We start from the raw sequence: 25,731 nt of genomic DNA on the forward strand, positions 1-25,731 counted from the left end.
TGAGGTCGCCGGTCCGGACCGCGAGATGGTCAGTCCCCATGGCGCGGACTCCCTCCCAGGTCGCCCCACAGGTACGCGGTGGTCTCGACGCCCTTGAGGAGCAGATCGAGTTCGACCTTCTCGTTGGGGGCGTGCCAGCCGTCGGACGGGACGGAGATCCCGAGGAAGAGCACGGGTGCCCCGAGGACTTCCTGGAGGTCGGCCGCGGGTCCGGAGCCGCCCTCGCGGGTGAAGCGGACCGGCTGTTCGAAGGCGCGGCCCATGGCGCGTGCGACGGACTGCAGCGCGGGGTGGTCGAGCGGTGTCAGGCACGGGCGGGTGGCGGCCCCGAACGTGATCTCGTGCCGGATCCCGGCGGGCAGCCGATCGGCCGCCCACGCGCGTACGGCCGTCTCGATGTCGTCGGGGTCCTGGCCTGCGACCAGCCGGAAGGAGAGCTTCACCATGGCGGAGGAGGGGATGATCGTCTTGCTGCCGGGGCCCTGGTAGCCCCCGCCGATGCCGTTGACCTCGGCGGTCGGGCGGGCCCAGATGCGCTCCAGGGTGGTGTGACCGGCCTCTCCGTACGTCGCGGCCGACTTGGCCGTGCGCAGCCACTGCGGCTCGTCGAACGGCAGCTCGGCGAAGAGTTCGCGCTCGCGGGCGGTGAGTTCGGCGACGCCTTCGTAGAAGCCGGGGATCGCCACGCGCGCGTGTTCGTCGTGCAGGGCGGCGACCAGGCGGGCCGCCGCGGTGGCCGGGTTGGGCACCGCGCCGCCGAAGGAGCCGGAGTGGATGTCCTGGTCGGGGCCGTGCAGCTCGATCTCGCATTCGGCGAGGCCGCGCATGCCGGTGCACACCGTGGGGGTGTCCTCGGACCACATGCCGGTGTCGGAGACGATCACGGTGTCGGCGGTGAGCCGGTCCGCGTGCTCCTCGACGAGGGCGCGGAAGTGCGGCGAGCCGGACTCCTCCTCGCCCTCGATCAACATCTTCAGGTGCACCGCCGGGGTGGTACGGCCCGTGGTGGCGAGGTGGGCGCGGACACCGAGTGTGTGGAAGAACACCTGGCCCTTGTCGTCCGCGGCCCCGCGCGCGTAGAGGCGGTTGTCTCGAATGACCGGCTCGAAGGGCTCGGTGTCCCAGCCGTCCTCGCGGGCGGCGGGCTGCACGTCGTGGTGGCCGTAGACGAGGACAGTGGGCGCCTGCGGGTCGTCGGAGGGCCATTCGGCGAAGACCGCCGGGGCGCCCGGAGTCGCCCACACCTCGGCGGTCGGGAAGCCGGTCTCCTTGAGCTTGGCGGCGAGCCAGTCGGCGCTGCGCCGTACATCCGCCGCGTGGTCGGGCTGGGCCGACACAGACGGGATGCGCAGCCACTCCGCGAGGTCGTCGAGGAAGACGGCTCGGTGACTGTCGATGTACGTGCGGACGGCGCTGTCCGGGGTCTCGCTCATGGTCAGGAGCCTATCGGCCCTCAGTGACACGCTCGCCCGGCGGTTCACCGGAGGACGGCTCGTCCAGGAGCAGCCGCTCCAGCGCGGCCCGGTCCGGGAGACCGTCGGGCCGTACGACCTCGCCGCTGCGTACGTACAGGAATGTGGTCGTGACGGACTCCAGGGGCACACCCTGCTGCTCGGCCCACGCGAGCCGGTACACGGCGAGCTGGAGGGGGTCCGCGGTGCGGGTGCGGCTGGTCTTCCAGTCGACGATCTCGTACGTCGTCCCGTCGTTCCCCTCTTTCCGGTAGACGGCGTCGATGCGGCCGCGTACGACGCGTCCCGCGATCGCGAGCTGGAAGGGGACCTCCACGCGGTACGGCGTGCGGTGGGCGTAGGGAGTGCGTTCGAAGGCGTCCTTGAGGGCCTCCAGGTCGCGTTCGTCGGCGATCTCGGCTTCGCTGCCGGGCAGCTCGTCCGGCTCCAGCATGGGCAGCCGAAGCTCCTCGAAGCGGGCCTCGACCCAGGCGTGGAAGCGGGTGCCGCGGCGTGCGGCGGGCTGCGGGGGGCGCGGCATGGGGCGCGCGAGCTCCTGGGCGAAGCCGTCCGGGTCGGCGGCCAGCTCCAGGAGCTGCGACGCGGTCAGCGACGCCGGCAGGGGCACGTCGGTGACGCTCGCGCGGGCGCGCAGCAGCTCTCCGGTGAGGGCGTCCAGGTCGCGGTCCCAGGAGGCGATGGTGCGTGCTTCCTCGGGCGTGAGGGGCGGCGGGCCCGCCGGGTGGGGACGAGCCTCCGGAGCCGCTGCTTGGTGGGGCACCGTCGGCCGGTCCGTCGACCAGGACTCCCAGTCGGCGTCGTCGTCGCCGTCGTCTTCGAGGAGGCCTTCCTCCGGGACGTCGTCCTCCCCGTAGGGGGCCTCGTCGTGGGCGAGATCGCCGTAGGCCTCGTCGAAGGGATCTTCGTGGGGGCTTTCGGCGTCCTCCGGTGGCGGCCAGTCCGGGTCGTCGTACGACGTCGGGTCGTGGACGGCCGAGGGCGCCGAGGGGTGGGCGTTCTCGTGCGAGGCGACTCGCTCCAGGTAGGCGAGTACGGTCTCGGCGGCCGCCCGGCGGCGGGCCAGCGCCGTGTCGTCGAGGGGAAGTGGCCAGGCGTGGTCGGCGGCCGCCTCGTGCAGGGCCGGGTTCTCCTCGTTCTCCTCGGGCTCCTCCGCCCACGCCTCGATCTCGCCGTACCCGGCCGCGCAGTGCTCGTACAGGGCGTGCAGGAAGTCCGACGGACCCCGCGGGCGCTTCTGGGACGGGCCCCACCAGTGGCCGGAGCCGAGGAGCAGGGAGCGGGGGCGGGTGAAGGTGACATAGCCGAGGCGGAGCTCCTCGGTGTGCTGGTGCTCCTTCATGGCCTCGTGGAAGGCCTTCATGCCTCTGGAGTCCCAGGCCTCGATGTCGGGCAGCGTGTCGGCGTCGCCGCGCAGCTCGTGCGGGAGGACCTTGCCCTGCGCGGTCCACTTCTCGCGGCCCTGGGTGCTCGGGAACGTCCCGGTGACCAGCCCGGGGACCGCGACGACGTCCCATTCCAGGCCCTTGGACTTGTGCGCGGTGAGCACCTTGACGGTGTTCTCACCGCCCGGCAGCGCGTTGTCGAGACCCTTCTCGTACTGGGCGGCGGTGCGCAGGAAGCCGAGGAAGGCAAGGAGCGTCGCCTCGCCGTCGCTCGCGGCGAAGGATGCGGCGACGTCCAGGAAGTTCGACAGCGTCTCGCGTCGGCGCGCGGCCAGCGCGTGCGGGGACGCGGACAGCTCCACCTCCAGACCGGTGACGGCGAGGACCCGGTGCAGGACGTCCATCAGGGGGTCGGCGAGCGAGCGGCGCAGGTCACGCAGTTCGGCGGCGAGCCGTGCGAACCGTACGCGCGCGTCGGCCGAGAACGGCAGCCCGTCGTCCGCCTCCGCGGGATCTTCGAGGGGCGCTTCCAGGAACGTGTCGAGCGCGTCCGCGAGCGAGATCACCTCGGACGGGTCGACCCCCTCGACGGCCGCGGCGAGCCGGCGGTCGGGGTCGTCGTCGGCCCCCACGCGTGCGTGGGACACGAGCAGGCGGGCGCGCCGTCCCAGAAGAGCGAGGTCGCGCGGGCCGATGCGCCAGCGCGGGCCGGTGAGGAGCCGTACGAGAGAGGCGTTGGCACCGGGGTCCTGGAGGACTTCGCAGACGGCGACGAGATCGGCGACCTCGGGCAGATGGAGCAGTCCGGAGAGGCCGACGACCTCGACGGGGACGTCGCGGGCGACGAGCGCGCCCTGGATCTCGGCGAAGTCCGTCGCGGTGCGGCACAGGACGGCGATCTCGCCGGGCTCCTTCCCGGTGCGCACGAGGTGGGCGAGGGAGTCGGCGATCCAGTCGATCTCCTCGGCGTGGGTGCGCAGCAGCGCGCACCGGACCTGGCCGTCGTGCTCGGCACCCGGGGCCGGGCGCAGGGCCTCCACGCCCGCGTGCAGGGCGCGCAGGGGCTCGGCGAGGCCGTTGGCGAGGTCGAGGAGGCGGCCGCCGCTGCGGCGGTTCTCGCTGAGGGCCTGGCGGGTCGCGAGGCGGCCGTCGGCGTGCGCGAAGTGCTCGGGGAAGTCGTCGAGGTTGGCGACGGAGGCGCCGCGCCAGCCGTAGATCGCCTGGCAGGGGTCGCCGACGGCGGTCACGGGGTGCCCGGTGCCACCGCCGAACAGCCCGGCGAGCAGGACGCGCTGGGCGACCGATGTGTCCTGGTACTCGTCGAGGAGCACTACGCGGAACTCGTCCCGCAGGATGGCTCCGACCTCCGCACGCGTGCGTGCCAGGGTCGCCGAGAGGGCGATCTGGTCACCGAAGTCGAGGAGGTCGCGCTCGCGCTTGGCGGCCCGGTAGCGCACCACCAGGTCGGCCAGCTCACGACGGGCGGCTGCCGTTTCGGGGATCTTGCGCAGCTCGGCGTTGGAGAGCTTGGCGCCCTCCAGTGAGCTCAGCAGCTCGGCGTCGTATGCGCGCAGCTCCTCGGGGCGCACCAGGTGCTCGGCGAGTTCGGAGTCGAGGGTGAGGAGATCGCCGACGAGGTCCGGGAAGGAGCGGGTCAGCGCCGGGTACGGGCCCGGGGCCTCACGCAGCACGCGCGCGGCGAGCTGGTAGCGGGTGGCGTCGGCGAGCAGGCGGGCGGTGGGTTCGAGCCCGATGCGCAGGCCGTGGTCGGTCAGCAGTCGGCCCGCGAAGGCGTGGTACGTGGAGATCACCGGCTCGCCCGGCGGGTTGTCCGGGTCGATCACGTCCGGGTCTGTGATGCCCGCCTTGACGAGTGCCTTGCGGACGCGCTCGGCGAGTTCACCGGCGGCCTTGTTGGTGAACGTCAGGCCCAGCACCTGCTCGGGGGCCACCTGCCCGGTACCGACCAGCCAGACCACGCGTGCCGCCATCACGGTGGTCTTGCCCGATCCGGCTCCGGCCACGATCACCTGCGGGGCGGGCGGTGCGGTGATGCAGGCCGTCTGCTCCGGGGTGAACGGGATGCCGAGGAGCTCCTTGAGCTGCTCGGGGTCGGTGATACGGGCTGGCACGTCAGAGAGGCTAGCGGCGGCCACTGACAGTGGAGGACCAATCAGCCGCATGGCTGGAAGAAGCACAGGTCAGCACGTGTGGTGCAGTGCATCACAGCCGTATCTGCCGAGCCGGGGTCACTCCACCACGTGGCGCCCCTCCGCCCGCGCGCTGCACGACGCCCGGAAGGCGCAGTGGGTGCAGTGCTGGCCGGTGGTCGGAGAGAACCGTTCGTCGAGGACCTTGCCCGCGGCGGTGGCCAGGAGGTCGCCGACCCACTCCCCCTCCAGGGGCTCCTGGGCCTGCACCTTGGGGAGGGCCTCGCCGCCGTCCCGCTTGGCGGCGCCCTGGCGCAGCTGGACGAGTTCGGCGCCGCCCGGCTCGGGACGTACGCCGTCGAACGCCTCGTCGACGGCGCCCTCGCTCACCGCGAGCTGGTAGACGGCGAGCTGCGGATGGCGGCCCACCTCGGCGGCGGTCGGCGCCTGTTTGCCGGTCTTGAAGTCGACCACGTAGGCGCGGCCTTCGCCGTCCGCCTCGACACGGTCCATGGAGCCCCGGATGCGTACCTCGTAGGAGCCCGCTTCGAGGGTCACGTCGAAGTCGTGCTCACTCGCCACCGGCGTACGTCCCGCGCGGTCCATCACATGCCACTGCAGGAAGCGTTCGAGCGCCACGCGCGCGTTCTCCTTCTCCTGCGCCGACTTCCAGGGCGCGTCGAAGGCGAGCGCGTTCCACACGGAGTCGAGGCGCTCCATGAGGACGTCGAGGTCGGCGGGGGTGTGTCCGGAGGCGACCTCGTCGGCGAGGACGTGCACCACGTTGCCGAAGCCCTGGGCGGCGGTCGCCGGGGCGTCGGCCTTCACCTCGCGGCCGAGGAACCACTGGAGGGAACAGGTGTTGGCGAGCTGGTCGAGGGCGCTTCCGGAGAGCACGACGGGCTGGTCGCGGTTGCGCAGCGGCACCTTGCTCTCGGTCGGCTCGTACATGCCCCACCAGCGGTAGGGGTGGGCGGACGGCACGAGGGGGCGGCCGTCCTCGTCGCCGAGCGCGGCGAGCCGGGCCAGCCGGCGGGCGGCGGCCTCTCTGAGGGTGTCCGAGACCCGGGGGTCGACGGTGGTGGCACGCAGTTCGGCGACGAGCGCGGCGACGGACAGGGGGCGGCGGGGGCGCCCGGTGACGTCCTTCGGTTCGACGCCGAGTTCGGTGAGGAAGCGGGAGGGCTGATCGCCGTCGTCGGCCGGAGCCTTCACGGCGGTGACGATCAGGCGTTCACGCGCGCGTGTGGCGGCCACGTAGAACAGGCGTCGCTCCTCCGCCAGGAGGGCGCCCGGGGTGAGCGGCTCGGCCAGGCCGTCGCGCCCGATGCGGTCAGCCTCCAGGAGGGAGCCACGGCGGCGCAGGTCCGGCCACAGGCCCTCCTGGACGCCCGCGACGACGACCAGGCGCCACTCCAGGCCCTTGGAACGGTGCGCGGTCATCAGGCGTACGGCATCGGGGCGCACGGCCCTGCGGGTGAGGGTGTCGGCTGCGATGTCCTGGGCGTCGATCTCCTCCAGGAAGTTGAGCGCGCCACGGCCGCCGGTGCGCTCCTCGGCGCGGGCCGCGGTCGCGAACAGGGCGCACACGGCGTCGAGGTCGCGGTCGGCGTTGCGCCCTGCCGCGCCGCCGCGCCGGGCGGCCCGCGCCAGGCGCTGGGGCCAGGGCGTGCCGTCCCACAGCTCCCAGAGGGCTCTCCTCCGCCGTGCCCGCCCGCCCGCGAGGCGCTCGCGGGCCTTGCGCAGCAGCACGCCGAGGCGCTGGGCTCCGCGCGCGTACGCCGGGTCGTGCGCGACCAGCCGTTCCGGCTCGGCCAGCGCGCGTGCCAGCAGTTCGTCGGAGGGCGGCGGTACGTGGTTGCCGGCCGCCCGCTCCTCCTCGCGCAGGGCGCGGCCGAGCCTCCGCAGGTCGGCGGCGTCCATGCCGGCGAGGGGAGAGGCGAGCAGGGTGAGAGCGGTCTCGGTGTCGAGCCAGGAGCTTTCCCGCGCGGGCTCAACGGGCTCAGCCGATCCAGCGGGTTCAGGGGACGCGGCGGGTCCGGCGGGTCCGGACGATTCGGCGTGCGTGCCGGAGGCGTCCGTGCCGGAGGCATCCGCCTCCGCCTCCGCCACCGCCTTGAGCGCCGTCAGCAAGGGCGTCACCGCCGGTTCGTGACGCAGCGGCAGGTCGTTGCCGTCGATGTCCAGGGGGACCCCGGCCGCCGTCAGGGCGCGGCGGACCGTCGGGATCGTACGGGAGCCGGCGCGCACCAGGACCGCCATCTCGCCCCACGGCACGCCGTCCTCCAGGTGTGCCCGGCGCAGGACGTCCGCGATGTTGTCCAGCTCCGTACCGGGCGTGGGGTACGTGTAGACCTCGGCGTGGCCTCCGTCCCGTACCGGCGCGAGCTCACGGTGGGCGCGTACTTTCTCCGCCGGGAGACGGTTCAGGGGCATGCGCTGGGTCAGCAGCCGGGTCGCGGCCAGCAGGCCGGCGCCCGAGCGGCGGGACGTCCTGAGGACCTCGACCGGCGCCGGCCTTCCGTCCGCGCGCGGGAAGGCGTCGGGGAAGTCCAGGATGCCGTTCACGTCGGCGCCCCGGAATGTGTAGATCGACTGGTCGGGGTCGCCGAAGGCCACCAGGGTCCGGCCGCTGCCGGCGAGGGCGTGCAGCAGCCTTGCCTGGGCCGGATCGGTGTCCTGGTACTCGTCCACGTAGACGGCGTCGTAGTGCGCGGCCAGCCGCTCGGCGACGCCCGGCCGCCGGGCGAGGAGGACGGCGCGGTGGACGAGTTCCGCGTAGTCGAGGACTCCCTGGAGGTCGAGTACGTCGAGGTACTCGGCCAGGAAGGCGGACGCGGCCATCCAGTCGGGACGGCCGATGCGCGCGGCGAAACTGCGCAGGGCGCCCGGGCTCAGTCCGAGTTCGCGGCTGCGGGCCAGTACCGCACGGACCTCGTCGGCGAAGCCCCGGGTGGTGAGGCAGGCGCGCAGTTCGTCCGGCCAGCGCACGTGCGCGAGGCCGAGCCGCTCCAGGTCGGGCTGTCCGGCGAGGAGCCCGCGCACCGCCACGTCCTGCTCGGGGCCCGACAGGAGCCGCAGAGGCTCCACGAACAGCCCGACGTCCTGGTGGGCGCGGACCAGGGCATAGCAGAACGAGTGGAAGGTGGTGGCCTGCGGAGCGCGCGCCGCACCCATGCGCAGCGCCATACGGTCGCGCAGCTCGACGGCGGCCTTGCGGCTGAACGTCAGCACCAGGACCCGCTCCGGGTCCCCGCCACGGGCGATCCGCGCGGCCACCGACTCCACGAGCGTGGTCGTCTTGCCGGTTCCCGGACCTGCGAGAACCAGCAGCGGACCGGACGTGTGGTCAACCACCGCGCGCTGGTTTGCGTCAAGACGGGGGGGATCCACCCGGGCCAACGGGGTACGCACCAGTCGGTAAGCGCCACGGCTCCCCTGTCGCATCCGGGGATGCACAAGGCGCCTGGTGGAGGAAGAGGAGCTCACGTGGTTCGCCGGTCCTGGTGGTCGTACTGGTGGGCGGGCTGCCGCGCGTGCAGAGCGGTGTCCGCGAGATGAACGGGGTGCGCGCCGTCGACGCTACGCCGGTGAATGCCGCGGAAGCAGGGCTTCCCCTTGTTCCGGACACTCCGTCGGGACACTCGTGCCGCAGGCGTCCCCCGCTCCACGAACGTACGGCATCGCCTGCCCGTGCCCTGCTTCCCCCATGTGGACCACAGGTCACCCCTGGTGCGGTCCGATGGCAGAAACTGTCAGACGTGGCCCTCCGCGCGCTCGTCGCCGTCCCATCGCGCCCGCTTCATGTCGACGCGTGGCAGATGGCCTTCGGAGGCTCTGCTCGCCTCCTTCAGAGGTGTGCCCTCGGCGCGGTAGTGGCCGAGGGCCCTGAGTTCGTGGCCCGGGAGCAGCACGCCGTCCGCGCGTATGACGCGCCACCACGGAACCGCTCCTCCGTAGAGGGCCATCACCCGGCCGACCTGGCGCGGGCCTCCCTCTTCCAGCCACTCGGCGACGTCCCCGTACGTCATCACGCGCCCGGGCGGGATCCGCTCGGCGACGTCAAGGACCCGCTCCGCGTACTCCGGCAGGGCGTCCGCCGGAAGGCTCTCCTCGCTCATCCGCCTCATCCTGCCCCACCCCACCGACAATGTGACGCGACGGCGACCGTGCGTATCCCTCGCCCCCGGGCGAGGCTTCGGGCAGACTGTGCGCCCCCGCATTTGCACCCTGATGCCCCCGTGTGTCGGGCGGGCATGCCACCATCGTGCGGGCGGTGACTGGTGATACGAGACCAAGAAGAGACGATGAAACAGCAGGGTGTGCACCCCGATGACGCGGAGGGCACCTCTGGGGTCTCGTCGCGCCCCGACACCGCCGACGCGGCCCCCACGCCGCACGAGGAGGGCCCGAAACCGCAGGAAGCAGCAGCCCCGCAGCAGCACCAGGAAGCATCCCCCGAGCAGCACGAAGAAGCGGCTCCCGAGTCGCACGGAGAAGCGGCTCCCGAGTCGCACGGAGACGAGAAGCGGCAAGCTGTGAGCGAGGAGCAGCGGGCCGAGCCGGACGCCGACCGCGCCGACGACGCCCACAACGAAGAAGTCGAGGGCGACGAACCGCTGCTTCCCGCGCGCGTGCACCGGCCCTCCGACCTGATGCGCCTGCTGGTGGGCGTCCTCGCGATCGCCGTGCTGCTCGCGGTCGCCGCGTTCGCGCACGGCACCACCTCGGGCCTGGAACAGGACATCAACAAGGGCACCGGACAGGCACCCGACCTGCTGATCAAGATCGCGGGGCTGGTGTCGAGCATCGCGATCCTCCTGGTGCCGGTCGCCTTCGCGATCGAACGGCTGATCAAACGGGACGGACTGCGCATCGCGGACGGCGTTCTGGCCGCCGTGCTCGCCCACGGAGTGACACTCGCCACGGACCTCTGGGTCGCCAGGGCGGCTCCGGACTCCATCCAGGAAGCGCTCACCCAGCCCTCGCCCGGCGACATCCACGCCCTCACCGACCCGGTGCACGGCTATCTCGCGCCGGTCATCGCCTACATGACGGCCGTCGGCATGTCGCGCAGACCGCGCTGGCGGGCAGTGCTGTGGGTGGTGCTGCTCCTCGACGCCTTCTCGATGCTCGTCACCGGCTACACCACGCCGTTCTCGATCATCCTGACCGTGCTGATCGGCTGGAGCGTCGCGTACGGAACGCTGTACGCGGTCGGCTCGCCGAACGTGCGCCCCACGGGGCGGACGCTGATGGCCGGCTTGCGGACCGTGGGCTTCCACCCCGTGAGCGCGGCCCGCGAGGAGGCGCCGGACACGACGGAGAACGGCGACCGCGGCCGACGCTACTTCGTCACCCTGGAGGACGGGCCGCCACTGGACGTCACGGTGGTCGACCGCGAGCAGCAGGCACAGGGCTTCTTCTACCGCGTGTGGCGGCGGCTGACGCTGCGCGGGATCACCACCCGCCGCAGCCTCCAGTCGCTGCGCCAGGCGCTGGAACAGGAGGCGCTCCTCGCGTACGCGGCCATCGCCGCCGGAGCCAACGCGCCCAAGCTGATCGCGACCTCCGAACTCGGCCCCGACGCCGTCATGCTCGTCTATGAGCACACCGGTGGTCGCACCCTGGACTCGCTGGACGACGCGGAGATCACCGACGAACTGCTGCGCGAGACCTGGCAGCAGGTGCGAGCGTTGCAGTCACGGCGGATCGCGCACCGCAGGCTCGCGGGCGACGCGATCGTGGTGGATCGTTCCGGCATGGTCATCCTGACCGATCTGCGGGGCGGCGAGATCGCGGCCGGCGATCTGGTGCTGCGCATGGACATCGCCCAGCTCCTGGCCACGCTCGGCCTGCGCGTGGGCGCGGAGCGCTCGGTGGCGTCGGCGGTCGGCGTGCTCGGCCCCGACGCGGTCGCCGACTGTCTGCCGCTGCTCCAGCCGATCGCGCTGACGCGCTCCACGCGCGCGACGCTGCGCAGACTGGCCCGGGAGCGGTCGCAGCGCGAACGCGAGGCCGTACTGGAGGCGTCCCGGCAGTCCAAGCTGGCCCGCCTGGAGGAGGCGCAGCAGGACGCCGGTCCCGTCGTACTCACCAAGCCCGACAAGAAGGCCGACAAGAAGGCCGTACGCGCCGAACAGCGGGCGGAGAAGCGGGCGATAGACGAGGCCCTGGACGAGGCCCGCGAGGAGGATCTGCTCACCCAGATCCGCCATCAGGTGCTGCGGATCCGGCCGCAGGCCCCGGTCGAGCCGGCCCGTCTGGAGCGGGTGCGGCCGCGCACGCTGATCAGTTTCATCGCCGGTGCCATCGGCGCGTACTTCCTGCTCACGCAGCTCACCCATATCGAGTTCGGCACGCTCTTCAGCAACGCCGAGTGGGGCTGGGTCGCCGCGGCCGTCCTCTTCTCGGCGCTGAGCTACTTCGCCGCCGCGATGAGCCTGCTCGGCTTCGTACCGGAACGGGTGCCGTTCCTGCGGACCGTGGCGGCGCAGGTCGCCGGGTCGTTCGTGAAGATCGTGGCGCCGGCCGCGGTCGGCGGCGTCGCCCTGAACACGCGCTTCCTGCAGCGTGCGGGGGTGCGGCCGGGGCTCGCGGTGGCCAGTGTCGGCGCCTCCCAGCTGTTCGGGCTCGGCTGCCACATCCTGATGCTGCTGTCCTTCGGCTATCTGACCGGCACCGAGAAGACACCGTCCCTGTCGCCGTCGCGGACGGTCATCGCGGGTCTGCTGACGGTCGCGGTGCTCGTACTCGTGGTGACCTCGGTGCCGTTCCTGCGGAAATTCGTCGTCACGCGCGTGAGGTCGCTGTTCGCCGGTGTCGTGCCGCGCATGCTCGACGTGCTGCAGCGGCCGCAGAAGCTGGTCACCGGCATCGGCGGCATGCTGCTGCTCACCGCCTGCTTCGTGATGTGCCTGGACGCCTCGATCCGGGCGTTCGGGCACGAGGAGACCACCACGCTGAGCCTCGCCAGCGTCGCGGTCGTCTTCCTCGCCGGCAACGCGCTCGGTTCGGCGGCGCCGACCCCCGGCGGTGTGGGCGCGGTCGAGGCGACCCTCACGGTCGGCCTGATCGCGGTGGGGCTTCCCAAGGAGGTCGCGGCGCCCGCCGTGCTGCTGTACCGGCTCCTGACGCTGTGGCTGCCGGTGCTGCCGGGCTGGCTCTTCTTCAACCATCTGACACGCAAGGGCGCCCTGTAGCCGGCCTGGCGTACCTCGTACGGCCCGCGCCCCGAGCGGCCCACCTCGCGCGACCTCAGGATGGGATCATGCCGAACCCTCCCCGGCTGCGCGCCGCCGTCCTGACCGCCACCGCCGTCCTGCTGTCCTCTTCGGTGACGGGTTGCAGCCACGACAACGACACCAAGGACGAGGACCTGTCGGGCCAGAAGCTGAGCTGGAAGGACTGCCCGGCGCCGTCCGAGTCCGAGGGCGGCGGCAACGCTCCCTCGCCGCTGCCGGACGGCGACGAGTGGCAGTGCGCGACGATGAAGGCGCCGCTCGACTGGGCCAAGCCCAGGGGCGACACCATCGACATCGCGCTCATCCGGGCGAAGACAAGCGGGGAACAGAGCAAGCGGATCGGCTCGCTCATCTTCAACTTCGGCGGCCCGGGCGGCTCCGGCGTCGCCTCGCTGCCCGCCTTCGGCAAGGACTACGAAAAGCTGCGCACCCGCTACGACCTGGTGAGCTTCGACCCGCGCGGGGTCGGCCGCAGCGCCGGCGTGAAGTGCGAGGACGACGCACAACTCGACGAGTACTTCCAGCAGGACGCGACGCCCGACGACACGGCCGAGCAGAAGAATCTCCTGGCCAACACCAAGACCTTCAACTCGGCCTGTGAAAAGCACTCCAGCAGGATCCTGCCGCATGTCCGCACCACCGACGCGGCCCGTGACATGAATCTGATGCGCCAGGTGCTCGGCGACACCAAACTGCACTACTTCGGGATCTCCTACGGCACCGAGCTCGGCGGCGTCTACGCCCACTTGTTCCCCAAGAGCGTCGGGCGGGCCGTCTTCGACGCGGTCGTCGACCCGACCCAGAACCCGGAACAGGGCTCGCTGGGACAGGCTGAGGGCTTCCAGCTCGCGCTCGACAATTTCGCCGAGGACTGCACCTCCAAGACCACGGACTGCCCGATCGGCGACACCGCGCAGGACGTCAAGGACCGGATCGCCACACTGCTCAAGGACCTGGACAGCAAGCCGATCCCGGGGGTCTTCCCGCGCGAGCTGACCCAGACCGCCGCGACCAGCGGCATCGCGCAGGCCCTGTACTCGAAGGACTTCTGGGAGTACCTCACCGAAGGGCTCGAGCAGGCGTACGACGGCGACGGCAAGGTGCTGATGCTGCTGTCCGACTCGATGAACGGGCGCAATGCGAACGGGCAGTACAGCAATCTCGTCGCGGCGAACGTCTCGATCAACTGCGCGGACGACAAGCCGCGTTACACCACCGCCGACGTTCAGGCGAAGCTTCCGCAGTTCAAGGCCGCCTCCCCGCTGTTCGGCGACTATCTGGCCTGGGGCCTGCTCAGCTGTACCGACTGGTCGGTGGCGGGCGCCGCGGACCATCCCGACGTGAGCGCGCCCGGTGCCGCGCCGATCCTCGTCGTCGGGAACACCGGCGACCCGGCCACGCCGTACGAGGGTGCGAAGAAGATGGTGGACGCGCTGGGCAAGGGCGTCGGCGTCGAGATGACGTACAAGGGCCAAGGGCACGGCGCGTACGACAGCAAGAACAAGTGCGTGCAGAGCGCGGTGGACGGCTATCTGCTGGACGGGAAGGTACCGGCGGCCAACACTGTCTGCTCATAAGAAACCGCAGGTAAAAAGGTTATCCACAGGCTGCGGTGGTCGCTCACCGCAGCCCGCCTACTATGGCCTGAGTGTCATCCGCCACGTCCGGCGGACGACTCGGAACGGGGGAAGTACTCATGGCGCGTATCGCACGGTGGACGGCTCTGGCCGCCGCTGCGTTGCTGGTGGCCGGCTGTGGCGGCGGCTCGTCCGACGACGGCAAGGAGACAGGCGAAGCCGATCGGTCGGCCGACTCGTCGACGTCCTCGTCGCCGTCCGGTACGCCGTCGCAGCTGCCCGCCTCGCTCACCTCACAGAAGCTCGGCTGGGGCCGCTGCAAGGCCACCTCGGACTCGCCCGCGCCGGGCGGCGACTGGCAGTGCGCGACGCTCAAAGTGCCGCTGGATTACGCGAAGCCGGACGGCGAGACGATCGGACTTGCGCTGATCCGCTCCAAGGCGACGGGCGGCCGGCGCATCGGCTCGCTGCTGTTCAACTTCGGCGGCCCCGGCGCCAGCGGCGTCTCCTACCTGCCGTCGTACGCGACCACGGTCTCGAAACTGCACGAGCGCTATGACCTCGTGAGCTGGGACCCGCGTGGGGTCGCCGCCAGCGAGGGCGTGCGCTGCCGCAGTGACCGGGCGATCCAGGCTGCCGAGTCGGTCGACTCGACCCCGGACGACTCGACCGAACAGCAGGCGTATCTGAAGGACTCCGCCGATTTCGGCAAGGGGTGCGAGAAGGCCGCCGGAAAGCTGATGTCGCACGTCTCGACGACCGACACCGCGCGCGACATGGACCTGATGCGCCAGGTGCTCGGTGACCGGAAGATGCACTACTTCGGCATCTCGTACGGCACCGAACTGGGCGGGGTCTACGCCCACCTGTTCCCGAAGAACGTGGGGCGTCTGGCGCTGGACGCGGTCGTCGATCCGAGCGCGGACACGGTCGGCCACGCCAAGAACCAGACCCGCGGCTTCCAGCGCGCGTTGGACGACTACCTCAAAGCGACAGGCCAGGATCCGAAGCAGGGCTCCCAGAAGATCGTGGACCTGCTGAAGCGAATCGACGCCAAGCCCCTGCCGACGTCGTCCGGCCGCAAGCTCACACAGACGCTGGCGGTCACCGGGATCGTGCTGCCGCTCTACAGCGAGCAGAGCTGGCCCGTGCTCACCAGCGCTCTCAAGGCGGCCGAGGGCGGGGACGGTTCGGAGCTGCTGTTGCAGGCCGACAGCTACAACGACCGGGACGCGTCGGGGCACTACGGCACGACGACCCACTCGCAACGGGTCATATCGTGCCTGGACGACAGGCAGCGCCCGACGCCCGAGGAGACGAAGAAGCGGCTGCCGGAGTTCGAGAAGATCTCGCCCGTCTTCGGCGACTACATGGGCTGGGACACGGCGGGCTGGTGCCACAACTGGCCGGTGTCCGGTCAGTACGACAATCCGGAGGTCAGCGCGCCCGGGGCGGAGCCCGTCCTGGTGATCGGCAACACCGGGGACCCGGCGACGCCGTACGAGGGTGCCCGCAAGATGGCGGACGAACTGGGCAAGGACGTCGGTGTGGAGCTCACCTGGAAGGGCGAGGGCCATGGGGCGTACGGGAGTGGGAGCGACTGCGTCGACTCGACGGTGGACAGCTACCTGCTGAACGGGACGGTGCCGAAGGACGGCAAGGTCTGTTCGTAGCCCGGGCGACGGAAAGGGGCCCGGCACACGTGGTGCCGAGCCCCTCCGGAAAGGACGTGCGCCTAGTACACCGGCTTGTTCGGCTCGATCTGGTTGACCCAGCCGATCACGCCGCCGCCCACGTGGACGGCGTCCGAGAAGCCCGCCGACTTCAGGACGGCGAGGACTTCCGCACTGCGGACACCCGTCTTGCAGTGCAGGACGATCTTCTTGTCCTGCGGCAGGGCCTCGAGGGCGGTGCCCATGAGGAACTCGTTCTTCGGGATCAGCTTGGCGCCCGGGATCGAGACGATCTCGTACTCGTTGATCTCACGGACGTCGATGATCTCGATGTTCTCGCCGTCGTCGATCCACTCCTTGAGCTGCTTGGGAGTGATCGTCGAGCCGGCGGCCGCCTCCTGGGCCTCCTCGGACACGACGCCGCAGAAGGCCTCGTAGTCGATGAGCTCGGTGACGGTGGGGTTCTCGCCGCAGACCGCGCAGTCCGGGTCCTTGCGGACCTTGACCTGGCGGTACTGCATCTCCAGGGCGTCGTAGATCATCAGGCGGCCGACCAGCGGCTCACCGATGCCCGCGAGGAGCTTGATGGCCTCGTTGACCTGGATGGAACCGATGGACGCGCACAGCACGCCCAGGACGCCGCCCTCGGCGCACGAGGGGACCATGCCCGGCGGCGGGGGCTCCGGGTAGAGGCAGCGGTAGCAGGGACCGTGCTCGGACCAGAAGACCGAGGCCTGGCCGTCGAAGCGGTAGATCGAGCCCCATACGTACGGCTTGTTGAGCAGCACACACGCGTCGTTGACCAGGTAACGGGTCGCGAAGTTGTCCGTGCCGTCGACGATCAGGTCGTACTGGCTGAAGATGTCCATCACGTTCTCGGCCTCGAGCCGCTCTTCGTGAAGGATCACGTTCACATAGGGGTTGATGCCGAGGACGGAGTCCTTCGCCGACTGGGCCTTGGAGCGGCCGATGTCCGACTGGCTGTGGATGATCTGGCGCTGCAGGTTCGACTCGTCGACCTCATCGAACTCCACGATGCCGAGCGTGCCCACGCCGGCGGCGGCCAGGTACATCAGCGCCGGCGATCCGAGGCCGCCGGCGCCCACACAGAGCACCTTGGCGTTCTTCAGCCGCTTCTGCCCGTCCATGCCCACATCGGGGATGATCAGGTGGCGGGAGTACCTGCGGACCTCGTCTACGGTGAGCTCGGCAGCCGGCTCGACCAGGGGTGGCAGCGACACGGGGGCTCCGTTGGTCGGTCAATCACTACAGTTGTTCTCCCCGTAACACTGCCACGCCCTTCTTCATTCCGAGACACCCGTTCCGATCCGCGAGACGATTTCGTCCCAGTAGCCGGGCATGGTCTCCCAGGGATCGTCGCGGCCGCCACGATCGGTGCGGTCGGTGAAGTAGATCGTCGAGGCGCCCTGCCAGCGGGCGATGCGCAGTGCCTCGTCGAGATGTCCGCGCGGGACACCGTGCACGAAGTGGCAGAAGCGCTCGGGTGGGTAGTCGGCGGTCCACTCGGCCACCTGCGACCAGCGGTAGTCGCTCCAGGGGCCGGAGAAGGTGACCAGCTGGTCCGCGCTCTCGGCATAGCCGGGGAACGGGTGGGTGCCGTGGCCGAGGACGATGTGGCTGCCACCGAGGAGTCCGCGCAAGGTGGCGACCGTGCGGCGGATCTCGGGGAGCGCGGCGCGTTCGGTGGGGCAGCGGCTCAGGAAGAAGCCCCCGGTCTGGTACCAGTCGAGATACCGGTGCGCGTCGGAGATCAGCTCACCGAAGGTGCGTACGCCGTAGGTGGTGTCCAGGTGGCCGAGGACGCGGACGCCCGCGTTGCGCAGTCGGCCGACGGCCTCCAGGCAGTGCGGGTCGGGCCGGGCGCCGGGGCCGCCGCTCACATTCAGGACGACCCAGTGCAGGGGGGTGCCGGGGCGGGCCAGCTCGCCCCATTCCATGGGGGCGACGAGGGGGTGCGCATAGCCGGGGATGCCGAAGCCGAGGCCTAAGTCGGTGCTCGCGGTGCCCGTTGCGCTGCTGGTCAGATACGACATGCCGCCTCCATCCAGATGTCGGCCAGGGACTCCTCGAGGTTGATCCGGGGCCGCCAGCCGAGCCGGTCGCGTGCGGTGCGCACATCGGCCTGCTGCCAGCTGCCGCAGCCGTCCGGGTAGGGGTAGGCGGCCGGGGCCGCGTGGTCGGGTTCGGGGCGGGGGTGGCCGATGGAGGGCCGTACGGGGATGTGCGGGCCGTCGAGTTCGTGCAGGGCACCGCCGTAGCCGGCCACGCGGGCGAGGACGGCGGCCGCGTCGCGCAGCCGTACGGCACGGCCGGAACCGATGTTGATCACCCCCTGCGCGGCGGAGAGGGAGGCGGCGTGGACGGCGCGGGCGACGTCGCGGACATCGATGAAGTCGCGCTGGACGCCGAGTCCGCCGAGCTTCAGCTCACCGTCGCCGGACTGCATCGCGCGGCGCATGGCCTCGGCCAGGCGGCCGAGCGGGGAGCCGGCCGGGGTGCCGGGCCCGGCGGGCGAGAACACGCGTAGGACGACGGCGTCCAGGCCGGAGCCGAGGACGAGTTCGGTGGCGGCGAGCTTGCTGACGCCGTACGGGCCGCCGGGGCGCGGCACGGCGTCCTCAGCCGTGGAGGAGCCGGGCTGGCTGGGGCCGTATTCGGCACCGCAGCCGATCTGCACGAGGCGGGCGCCGCAGCCGCTGCGGCGCAGGGCCTCGCAGACGGTGGCGACGGCGACGGTGTTGTGCCGGGTGAGTTCGCGGGCACCCCCGCGGGTGGCTCCGGCACAGTTGACGACGACTCCGGGGTGCACGGCGTCCAGGAAGCGGGTGAGCGCGCCGGGGCTGCCGGAGGCGAGGTCGAAGCGTACGTCGGCGTCGTCGCCGCGGCCGAGCGCGGTGAGCTGCACGGCCGGGTCGGCGAGCAGCCGGTCGGCGACGAAGCGGCCGAGGTATCCGTTGGCTCCGATCAGCAGGACCCTCATCGGGCGGCTCCCGGGGCGGATTCTCCGGTTCGGGAGGTGATCATTTGGGGTTCTCCTTCAGAGGTGGTGCCGTGGGTGATGAGGTGGCCCGCGATGTCGGCCCCGCGGGAGAGAGGGGCGCCAGGAGCGGTTGCCGGCCGCTTCGAGCGCGTTTCCGGTTCATGACGTGCCTGCGGTGAGGCGTTGCCATGGGCCGGGGCTCAGGGTGGTCCGGGCGGCAGGGCGTGCGCCGAGGCCCGGGTCAGGGTGCGGGTCGTGTGGATCAGCAGGCTCAGGGCGGCGGCACCGCAGACGAGGGTCGGGACGGCGCCCGGTCCCCAGGCGCCGACGACCGTGTCGACGGGCGTGGCCAGATACGAGCAGCCGGGGAGGCGGCCCGCGAAGACCGCGGCCAGGGCGGTCGCCTCGGCCGCCGCGGCGACGCCGAGCACGACCGCCGGGGCGTGGGTGAAGCCGCGTGCGGTGAGCAGTCGGGCGAGCAGGAGCAGCGCGCCGAGGGTGCCTGCTCCCGGGTAGTCGGCGCTCTCGTCCAGCAGGGCGGCGCACAGCGCGAGCAGCGCGCCGAGCGAGCAGAGGAACAGGACGAATGTCCCGAGCAGCAGCGGCTTGGCGGAGGCCGCGAACTCCTCCAGACCACGGCTGGCGGTCAGCCGGCGGCGGGCGCGTACGGCGAAGAGGCGGGCGCACCAGGCGGCGGGGGCGCAGGCCAGGGCGAGGGCGAGCACGGGAGCGGTGGCCAGGGGCCAGGGGCCGTCGGGGCCGCCTTCCAGCCCGGCGCTCAGGAGCCCGTCGCCGAGGAGGGCGTACGCGAGCAGCCAGCACGTCCACGCGCGCGTGGCGCCCGTCGTGTGGTGGGAGGGGGCGTGCAGCGGGCCCCGGCCGAGGGCCGCGCGCAGCCCGATCGCCACGGCGAGGGCGCCGGCGGCGGCCACGGCGAGGCGTGGCCGTCCCTCGGTGAGCCGCAGTCCGACGACGGTCGCCGCGCAGAGGGTGCCCGGCAGCAGGGCGAGCACGGCCCATGCGCCGCCCTCGGCGCGCGGGCCGGCGGCGACGGGCTGCGGCGCAGGCTCGGCGTCGCGCGGCACGCGCGCGTACATCTCCTCGGCGAGGGAGAACACATCCCGGTGCCGGAAGCGGGCGGCGGTCCGGTCGGTGACTCCGTGCGCCTCGAGGCCGGCCGCGATCTCCAGGGGATCGACGGCCCGCTCGCAGAGCTCTCGGTGCCGGTGCATCAGCGCCTTGACGGGATCCGCGCCACCACGACGAGCGGACACCTTGCGCCCGGCACCCGGGCCGACACCAGCACCAGCACCCGGATCCGGATCCGCGCCCGCTCCCGCCTCCGTCCCCTCCCCCGCCGGCCACTCCTGCGACCGTGCATCCCCCGCCCCGGGGCTGCCCGGTGTGCCGGGGCGGTCCAGTTCGCCCAGGCCGCTCATCGCGCCCCCTCCCCCGCCACAACCGGCTCCTGAGGCCCGGAAGACGCGGCAGGCACGGCAGACACACCAGGCGCAGCAGGCACAGGACAAGCGGAAGCCACAGCAGGTAACGGAGTGGCCCGCACCGGAGTCGTCCCCCTCACCGGCGCCCCCGGCGCGTCCGCTCCCGCCGTCCACCGCGGCCGACCACCGGCCAGGAGGCTCACCTCGGTCCACCGCCCCGGGACGTGCGCCTCGGCCGGCACGCCGAACGGCAGCGGCTCCCCCGTGTCGTCCACGAACACCCTCCGCACCGGCGAGTGCGAGACGATCTCCAGGTAAATGCCGTGAAATGCCGCGACGTTCTGCTCGACGGTGAACAGTTCGAGCGCGCGGGCGCGGGCCGCCGCTCCCAGGCGCTCACGGCGCTCGGGGTCACGCAGCAGCGTCACGCACGCCTCGGCGAGCGCCCGCGGATTGCGCGGCGGCACCACGAGGCCCGTACCGCCGATGACCTCGACGACCGCGCCCACATCGGTGGAGACCGTGGCGCGTCCGCAGAACATGGCCTCGACCAGGCTGATCGGGAAGCCCTCGACGACGCTCGACAGGACGACGACCGCCCCGGCCGCGTAGGCCTCCGCGAGGTCGGGCACCTCCGGGCCGCCGATCTCCTCGAAGGACACCGGGTTGTCGCCGACGGCGTGCGCGCACTCCGCCTCGTCGGGGAAGAGCTGCGCGGCCAGGGTCCGGCAGTGCCCGAGATAGGCGACGCCCTCGGCGCCCGCCGCCGTGCCGACGATGCGCAGCCGGGTCTTGGGCGCCTGTCTGCGGATCTCCGCGAAGGCGTGGAGGAGGGAGATCAGGTCCTTGGCCGGTTCGATGCGGCCGACCCAGACCAGCGTGTCCGGGTCGCCGCACCCGGTGGACTCGCCGACCTCGGCGAACCGGGACGCCTCCATGCCCGGGTAGACCGTGCGCAGCTTGGCCCGGTCGGCACCGCACCGCTCCTGCCAGCGCCGGGCGTGCGTGTTGCCGGGGGTGATGCAGGCGGCCTGGCGGTAGACCTCCGCCGCCAGCCGGCCGTGGAACGCGGCGAGCAGCGCGCGTACGGGAGCGGACTCGCCGCCCGAGGCCAGGTAGTGCGCCCGCAGTTGCACGCCGTACTCCGTGACCAGCAGCGGTACGCCGGCTAAGTGCCGGGCGAGGAGTCCGGGCAGGGCGGCCGCACCGCCGGCCGCCGCGTGACACAGGTCCACCGAGCCGAGCCCGTCGTCCTCGTACCAGTCGAGGGAGAGGGGGCGCAGGGCGCGTTCCAGACGCGCGGCCACGTCGAGAAGATCGGGTACGCGCGCCGCCCGCGCCTCGCGCAGTGCCCCGCGGGCGCGGCAGGCCCGCTCCAGCGCGCGTACGGCGGTCTCGGAACGCAGCGCGCCGACCAGTCCGCCCTCGTCGCGGGCGAGTTCGGCAAGCGCGTACAGGGCGTTGCCGAAACGGTCCGCCTCAGGCCCGACGGCACCTCCACCGACATCTCCGAGGACATCTCCGACGGCAACGCCGGCGCCCCCTCCGACGTCCCATCCAGCCGCGGGCCCGGCAGCGGCTCCGACGGCCCCGCGGAACGCCCCCGGCCCCCCGGACCCACCCGGCTCCTCCACCGCGCAGACCGCCGCCGCCAGCTCCCCGTACGCCTCGGCGAACCTCCGGCGCGCCCGGCGCCCGTGGCCGACCCCGTCGTCCTCGGCCGTCCACAAGGGTGCGGTCCGCACCCGGCTGACCTGCGGCGGCAGCTGGATCCAGCCCTCGTCCTCCTGCTGCTCGCTGCGGCTGAGCGCGTAGATGTCGAACTCGTGCTGCTCAAGCCCGCGCACGAGCCGGTCGCACCACAGCCTGGCGTCACCGCTCACATACGGATACCCACCCTCCGTAAGCAGTCCGATGCGCACGAGTGCACCCCCGATCTCCCGTATGGGGAGCCGCCGTTGACCCGGCGGCTCGCAGCGGGACGAAGGTACGCGGACATGGCGGTGGTGCGACGGACGGTTGTCCATCGCACCACCAAAAGGGGTGAACGCTCGTAACTTTCCCGCGCGGGCCGCGTTCGGTCCCGCTAGGGGATCAAGGAGTTACAGATCGTCATGCGGAGGCCAGCTCTCGGCGGGCGCTGCGCCGCTCGGCCGCGACCGCCGGGTCCAGGGCGGGGACGGCGGCCAACAGCTGCTGGGTGTAGGGGTCCCGGGGCGACTCGTACACCTCGTCGGCCGGGCCGTACTCGACGATCCGCCCGCGCCGCATCACCGCGACCCGGTCGCTGACCTGGCGTACGACCGCCAGATCGTGTGCCACGAAGACCAGCGCGAGCCCCAGTTCCCGCTGCAACTCGCCGAGCAGGGCGACCACCTGGGCCTGCGTGGTGACGTCGAGCGCCGAGACCGGCTCGTCGCACACGATGGCGCGCGGGTCTGCGGCGAGCGCCCGTGCGATGCCGACGCGCTGGCGCTGTCCGCCGCTGAACTCGTGCGGATAGCGGTCGTAGTGCGCCGGATCGAGTCCCACGCGCTCCAGCAGCTCCCCCACGCGCTCCCGGATGCGCCCCTCGTCGCGTTCCCCACGGGCCCGCAGCGGGTCGGCGATCGACTCGCCCACGCTGCGCCGGGGGTTGAGGGAGGAGACGGGGTCCTGGAAGACCATCTGCACGGCCGGGTTCACCCCGGACAGCACGCGGCCGTCGTGACGGACCTCTCCGGCCGTCGGCTCGAGGAGCCCGACCAGCATCCGTCCGAGCGTCGTCTTGCCGCTGCCGCTCTCGCCCACGATGCCTAGGGTCTCGCCCCGCCGGATCTCGACGGACACGTCGTCGACCGCGGCGAACGCCCCCTTTCCGCGCCCGAACTCGCGCCGCATGCCCACCGCTTCGAGAACGACCTCCGCCGGCTGTGCCCCGGCGCCGGCGGTGGCACGCGGCACGTCCACGCGCGGCACCGCGCCCAGCAGTTCCCGCGTGTACGCGTGTTCCGGCGCCCCCAGCAGCGTGGCGGCCGCCCCGTGCTCGACCGCGCGCCCGTGCCGCATGACGAGGACGTCGTCGACGCTCTCGGCGGCGACACCGACGTCGTGCGTGACGAGCAGCAGCCCCATCCCGGTCTCCTCGCGCAGCGTGTGCAGCAGGTCGAGGATCTGGGCCTGGACGGTCACGTCCAGGGCGGTCGTCGGTTCGTCGGCGATCAGCAGGTCGGGTTCGCAGGCCAGCGCCATGGCGATCAGGGCCCGCTGGCGCATGCCGCCGCTGAACTCGTGCGGGCGGGAGCGAGCGCGGCGGGCCGCGTCCGCGATGCCGACGCGGTTCAGTACGTCGACGGCACGCGCGCGTGCGGCCCGCCGGAACGCGCGCGTGTGCACCCGGTACACCTCGGCGATCTGGTCGCCGACGGCGTAGTACGGGTCGAGGGACGACAGCGGGTCCTGGAAGACCATGGCGGCCTTCCCGCCCCGCAGCCGTCGCAGTTCGTCGTCGGAGGCCTCCTGTACGTCGGTGCCGGCGACCTTGACGGTGCCGCCGACGCGCGCTCCCGTACCGCGGTGCAGCCCCAGCAGGGCGGACGCCACGGTCGACTTGCCGGAGCCGGACTCGCCGACCAGGCCGAGCGCGGCGCCCTTCTCCAGGCGCAGCGACAGTCCGTCCACGGCGCGCACCGTCCCGAACTCCACCGTGAGATCGGTGACTTCCACAAGACTCACGACAGCACCACCCGTCGGTCGGCCACCGCGTACAGCACGTCCGCGAGGGCGTTGGCCAGGACCACGAAGAAGCCGATCACCAGGACCATCCCGACGACCACCGGCAGGTCGACGACCGCCACGGCGTGCACCAGATCCTGGCCGATGCCGGGCAGCCCGAAGAGCGTCTCGGTGAGTACGGCGCCGCCGACCTGCGCGCCGAAGTTGTTGGCGTTCAGCGCGATGACCGGCGACAACGCCCCGCGCAGCGCGTGCCGTCCGATGATCGACCGCTCCCCCACGCCGTACGCCCGGAAGGTCCGTACGTGGTCCTCGGCGAGCGTCTCCAGCATCGCGGCCCGGGTCAGGCGGGCGAACGCGGCGGCCTCGATGAGGGCGAGCGAGAGCCATGGCAGCAGCAGGTTCCACGCCCACTGCTCGGGGTCGTCGGTGAAGGCGACGTACTGCGGGAAGGGCAGCAGTTCCAGCTGTCCGCAGACGACGATCATCAGGATCAGCCCGATGACGAAGACGGGGGTGGCGACGCCCACGAGGGTGATGCCGGTCAGTACCCGTTCGGTGAGCCGGCCGCGCCGCCACGCGGAGAGCACGCCGGTGCCGACCCCGAGGATCAGCCACAGCACCATGGCGCCGAACACGAGCGACAGGCTGACCGGAAGCTTCGTCAAGATCAGCTGGGTGACCTGCTGGTCGGTCCGGTACGACAGGCCGAGGCAGGGCGCCGAGCAGTGCTGCACCGACGTGCCGGTCGAGTAGTCCTGGCCGACGACGATGCCTTCCAGGAAGTGCCAGTAACGCACGTACAGCGGATCGTCGAGCTTCAGCTGCTCGGCGACCTGATGGACCTGTTCCGGGGAGCAGCGCGGACCGCAGGTGATCTGGGCGACGTTGCCGGGGGTGGCGTAGAAGACGACGTAGACGATCACCGAGATGGCGAGCAGGGTGACGACGGCGCCGAGGCCGCGGCGCAGTACGAAGCCGGTGAAGCCGCTCATGCCTTGGCCTCCTTGTTCGCCGAGGCGCCCGCATCGGCCTGCGCCGGGGCGGCCACATCGGCCTTCGCCGGAGCGCCCGCGTCGGCAGCCGCCCTGGCCTCCCGCTTCCGGCCGGTGCCGACCCGCAGCCGCGAGGCCGCGCGCGGGTCGAGGGCCGTACGCACCCCGTCGCCGAGGACGGTCAGCGCGAGGACGGTCACGAACAGCGCGCCCGCGGGGAGCAGCAGGTACTGCGGCGCGGCCTGGTACCAGACGTCGGCGGCGGTGAGCATCTGCCCCCAGGACGGGGTCGGCGGCTTCACACCGACGCCGAGGAAGGACAGGGCCGCCTCGATGGTGATGTTCTGCGGCACCAGGAGCGCGGAGTAGGTGATGACGGGCGCGGCGAGCCCGGGCAGCAGTTCGCGGCGGGCGATCCGCCAGGTGCCCCAGCCGCTGAGCCGGGCGGCGGAGACGTAGTCCAGCTGCTTGAGCGTGAGCGTCTGGGCGCGCACGATCTTCGCGGGTGAGCCCCAGGCGATCAGCCCGATGACGAGCGCGACGAGGACGGGCCGCGGGAAGCTGCTGGGCACGATCGCCAGCAGCGCCAGCGACATGATCATCAGCGGCATGGCGACGATGACGTCGGTGGCCCGGCTCAACAGTTGATCGACCCATCCGTTGCCGAGCGCGGCCGCGATACCCACCACGACCGCGATGAGGACCTGCACCAGCGTCGCGGCGAGCGCCACGCCGAGCGACACCCGGGCCCCGTACACGAGCCGGGCGAAGAGGTCGCGTCCGGTCTGGGGCTCGAGGCCGAGCCAGTGGTCGCCGCTGATGCCCCCGAGGGAGCCGACGGGTACGCCACCGCGCGCGGAGTCGATGAGGGACGGATGGTAGGTGGTCGGGTCCTGGCCCTCCAGGGCCGTCAGCAGCGGCGCGGCGAGCGCGACCAGGACCAGGAGCGCGACGACGGCCGCCGCGACGAGGGCGGCGCGCTGCGCTCGCAGCCGCCGCCAGAACTGACGGGCCCCCGAAACCGCCGGGACGGGCGTACCCGTCCCGGCGGCCTGGGAGGCGACAAGTGCCTCGCTCACGG

15 protein-coding genes are annotated in these 25,731 nt (G+C 72.1%); 3 read left to right on the forward strand and 12 right to left on the reverse strand.

Going from position 1 to position 25,731, the window contains the following annotated elements; genetic code table 11:
* Window positions 1–29 precede the first annotated feature (29 nt).
* The 4 genes from SAVERM_RS15965 to SAVERM_RS15980 all read right to left on the reverse strand — a co-directional run bounded on the left by SAVERM_RS15965 (window position 30) and on the right by SAVERM_RS15980 (window position 9,125).
* Complete coding sequence (locus SAVERM_RS15965; protein WP_010984505.1) at window positions 30–1,433, reverse strand: dipeptidase; 1,404 nt, start codon at window positions 1,431–1,433, stop codon at window positions 30–32.
* A gap of 10 nt (window positions 1,434–1,443) precedes the next feature.
* Window positions 1,444–4,986 carry an ATP-dependent DNA helicase gene (locus SAVERM_RS15970; protein WP_037649024.1) on the reverse strand — a complete coding sequence of 1,181 codons (3,543 nt, stop codon included), beginning with the start codon at window positions 4,984–4,986 and terminating at the stop codon, window positions 1,444–1,446.
* A gap of 117 nt (window positions 4,987–5,103) precedes the next feature.
* Complete coding sequence (locus SAVERM_RS15975) at window positions 5,104–8,493, reverse strand: ATP-dependent helicase (protein WP_010984507.1); 3,390 nt, start codon at window positions 8,491–8,493, stop codon at window positions 5,104–5,106.
* Window positions 8,494–8,759: 266 nt separating this feature from the next.
* The gene (locus SAVERM_RS15980; protein ID WP_037649027.1) at window positions 8,760–9,125 is read right to left on the reverse strand and encodes an MGMT family protein; all 366 of its coding nucleotides are present in this window, start codon (window positions 9,123–9,125) and stop codon (window positions 8,760–8,762) included.
* Window positions 9,126–9,311: 186 nt separating this feature from the next.
* Here SAVERM_RS15980 and SAVERM_RS15985 point away from each other — a divergent pair, with 186 nt between their 5' ends.
* From SAVERM_RS15985 to SAVERM_RS15995, 3 genes are all read left to right on the forward strand, one after another.
* Window positions 9,312–12,206, forward strand: a complete 2,895-nt coding sequence (locus tag SAVERM_RS15985) for a lysylphosphatidylglycerol synthase transmembrane domain-containing protein (RefSeq protein WP_010984509.1) — start codon at window positions 9,312–9,314, stop codon at window positions 12,204–12,206.
* 68 nt (window positions 12,207–12,274) lie between these two features.
* A complete protein-coding gene (locus tag SAVERM_RS15990) occupies window positions 12,275–13,825 on the forward strand; it encodes an alpha/beta hydrolase (protein WP_010984510.1) in 1,551 nt (516 codons plus the stop codon).
* 119 nt (window positions 13,826–13,944) lie between these two features.
* Window positions 13,945–15,498, forward strand: a complete 1,554-nt coding sequence (locus tag SAVERM_RS15995) for an alpha/beta hydrolase (RefSeq protein ID WP_010984511.1) — start codon at window positions 13,945–13,947, stop codon at window positions 15,496–15,498.
* Between the two features lie 62 nt (window positions 15,499–15,560).
* On the opposite strand, the gene moeZ is transcribed toward SAVERM_RS15995, so the two are convergent.
* From moeZ to SAVERM_RS16035, 8 genes are all read right to left on the reverse strand, one after another.
* A complete protein-coding gene (gene moeZ, locus SAVERM_RS16000; protein ID WP_010984512.1) occupies window positions 15,561–16,739 on the reverse strand; it encodes an adenylyltransferase/sulfurtransferase MoeZ in 1,179 nt (392 codons plus the stop codon).
* 63 nt (window positions 16,740–16,802) lie between these two features.
* The gene (locus tag SAVERM_RS16005) at window positions 16,803–17,552 is read right to left on the reverse strand and encodes a spherulation-specific family 4 protein (protein WP_010984513.1); all 750 of its coding nucleotides are present in this window, start codon (window positions 17,550–17,552) and stop codon (window positions 16,803–16,805) included.
* Window positions 17,540–18,499, reverse strand: a complete 960-nt coding sequence (locus tag SAVERM_RS16010; RefSeq protein ID WP_010984514.1) for an NAD-dependent epimerase/dehydratase family protein — start codon at window positions 18,497–18,499, stop codon at window positions 17,540–17,542. Before SAVERM_RS16010 ends, SAVERM_RS16005 begins: the two co-directional genes overlap by 13 nt.
* A gap of 200 nt (window positions 18,500–18,699) precedes the next feature.
* Window positions 18,700–19,938, reverse strand: coding sequence for a hypothetical protein (locus tag SAVERM_RS16015; RefSeq protein WP_107083283.1), 1,239 nt, complete (start codon window positions 19,936–19,938; stop codon window positions 18,700–18,702).
* Window positions 19,935–21,863, reverse strand: a complete 1,929-nt coding sequence (locus SAVERM_RS16020) for a DUF3492 domain-containing protein (protein WP_010984516.1) — start codon at window positions 21,861–21,863, stop codon at window positions 19,935–19,937. The genes SAVERM_RS16015 and SAVERM_RS16020 overlap by 4 nt, the downstream gene beginning before the upstream one ends.
* Before the next feature lie 190 nt (window positions 21,864–22,053).
* Entirely contained in the window at window positions 22,054–23,655 is a 1,602-nt protein-coding gene (locus SAVERM_RS16025; protein WP_010984517.1) for a dipeptide ABC transporter ATP-binding protein, read from the reverse strand.
* Window positions 23,652–24,650, reverse strand: a complete 999-nt coding sequence (locus tag SAVERM_RS16030; protein WP_010984518.1) for an ABC transporter permease — start codon at window positions 24,648–24,650, stop codon at window positions 23,652–23,654. Before SAVERM_RS16030 ends, SAVERM_RS16025 begins: the two co-directional genes overlap by 4 nt.
* Window positions 24,647–25,729, reverse strand: a complete 1,083-nt coding sequence (locus SAVERM_RS16035) for an ABC transporter permease (RefSeq protein WP_010984519.1) — start codon at window positions 25,727–25,729, stop codon at window positions 24,647–24,649. Before SAVERM_RS16035 ends, SAVERM_RS16030 begins: the two co-directional genes overlap by 4 nt.
* Window positions 25,730–25,731: the final 2 nt, after the last annotated feature.

The sequence above is a fragment of the Streptomyces avermitilis MA-4680 = NBRC 14893 genome, assembly GCF_000009765.2.
GTDB lineage: Bacteria > Actinomycetota > Actinomycetes > Streptomycetales > Streptomycetaceae > Streptomyces > Streptomyces avermitilis.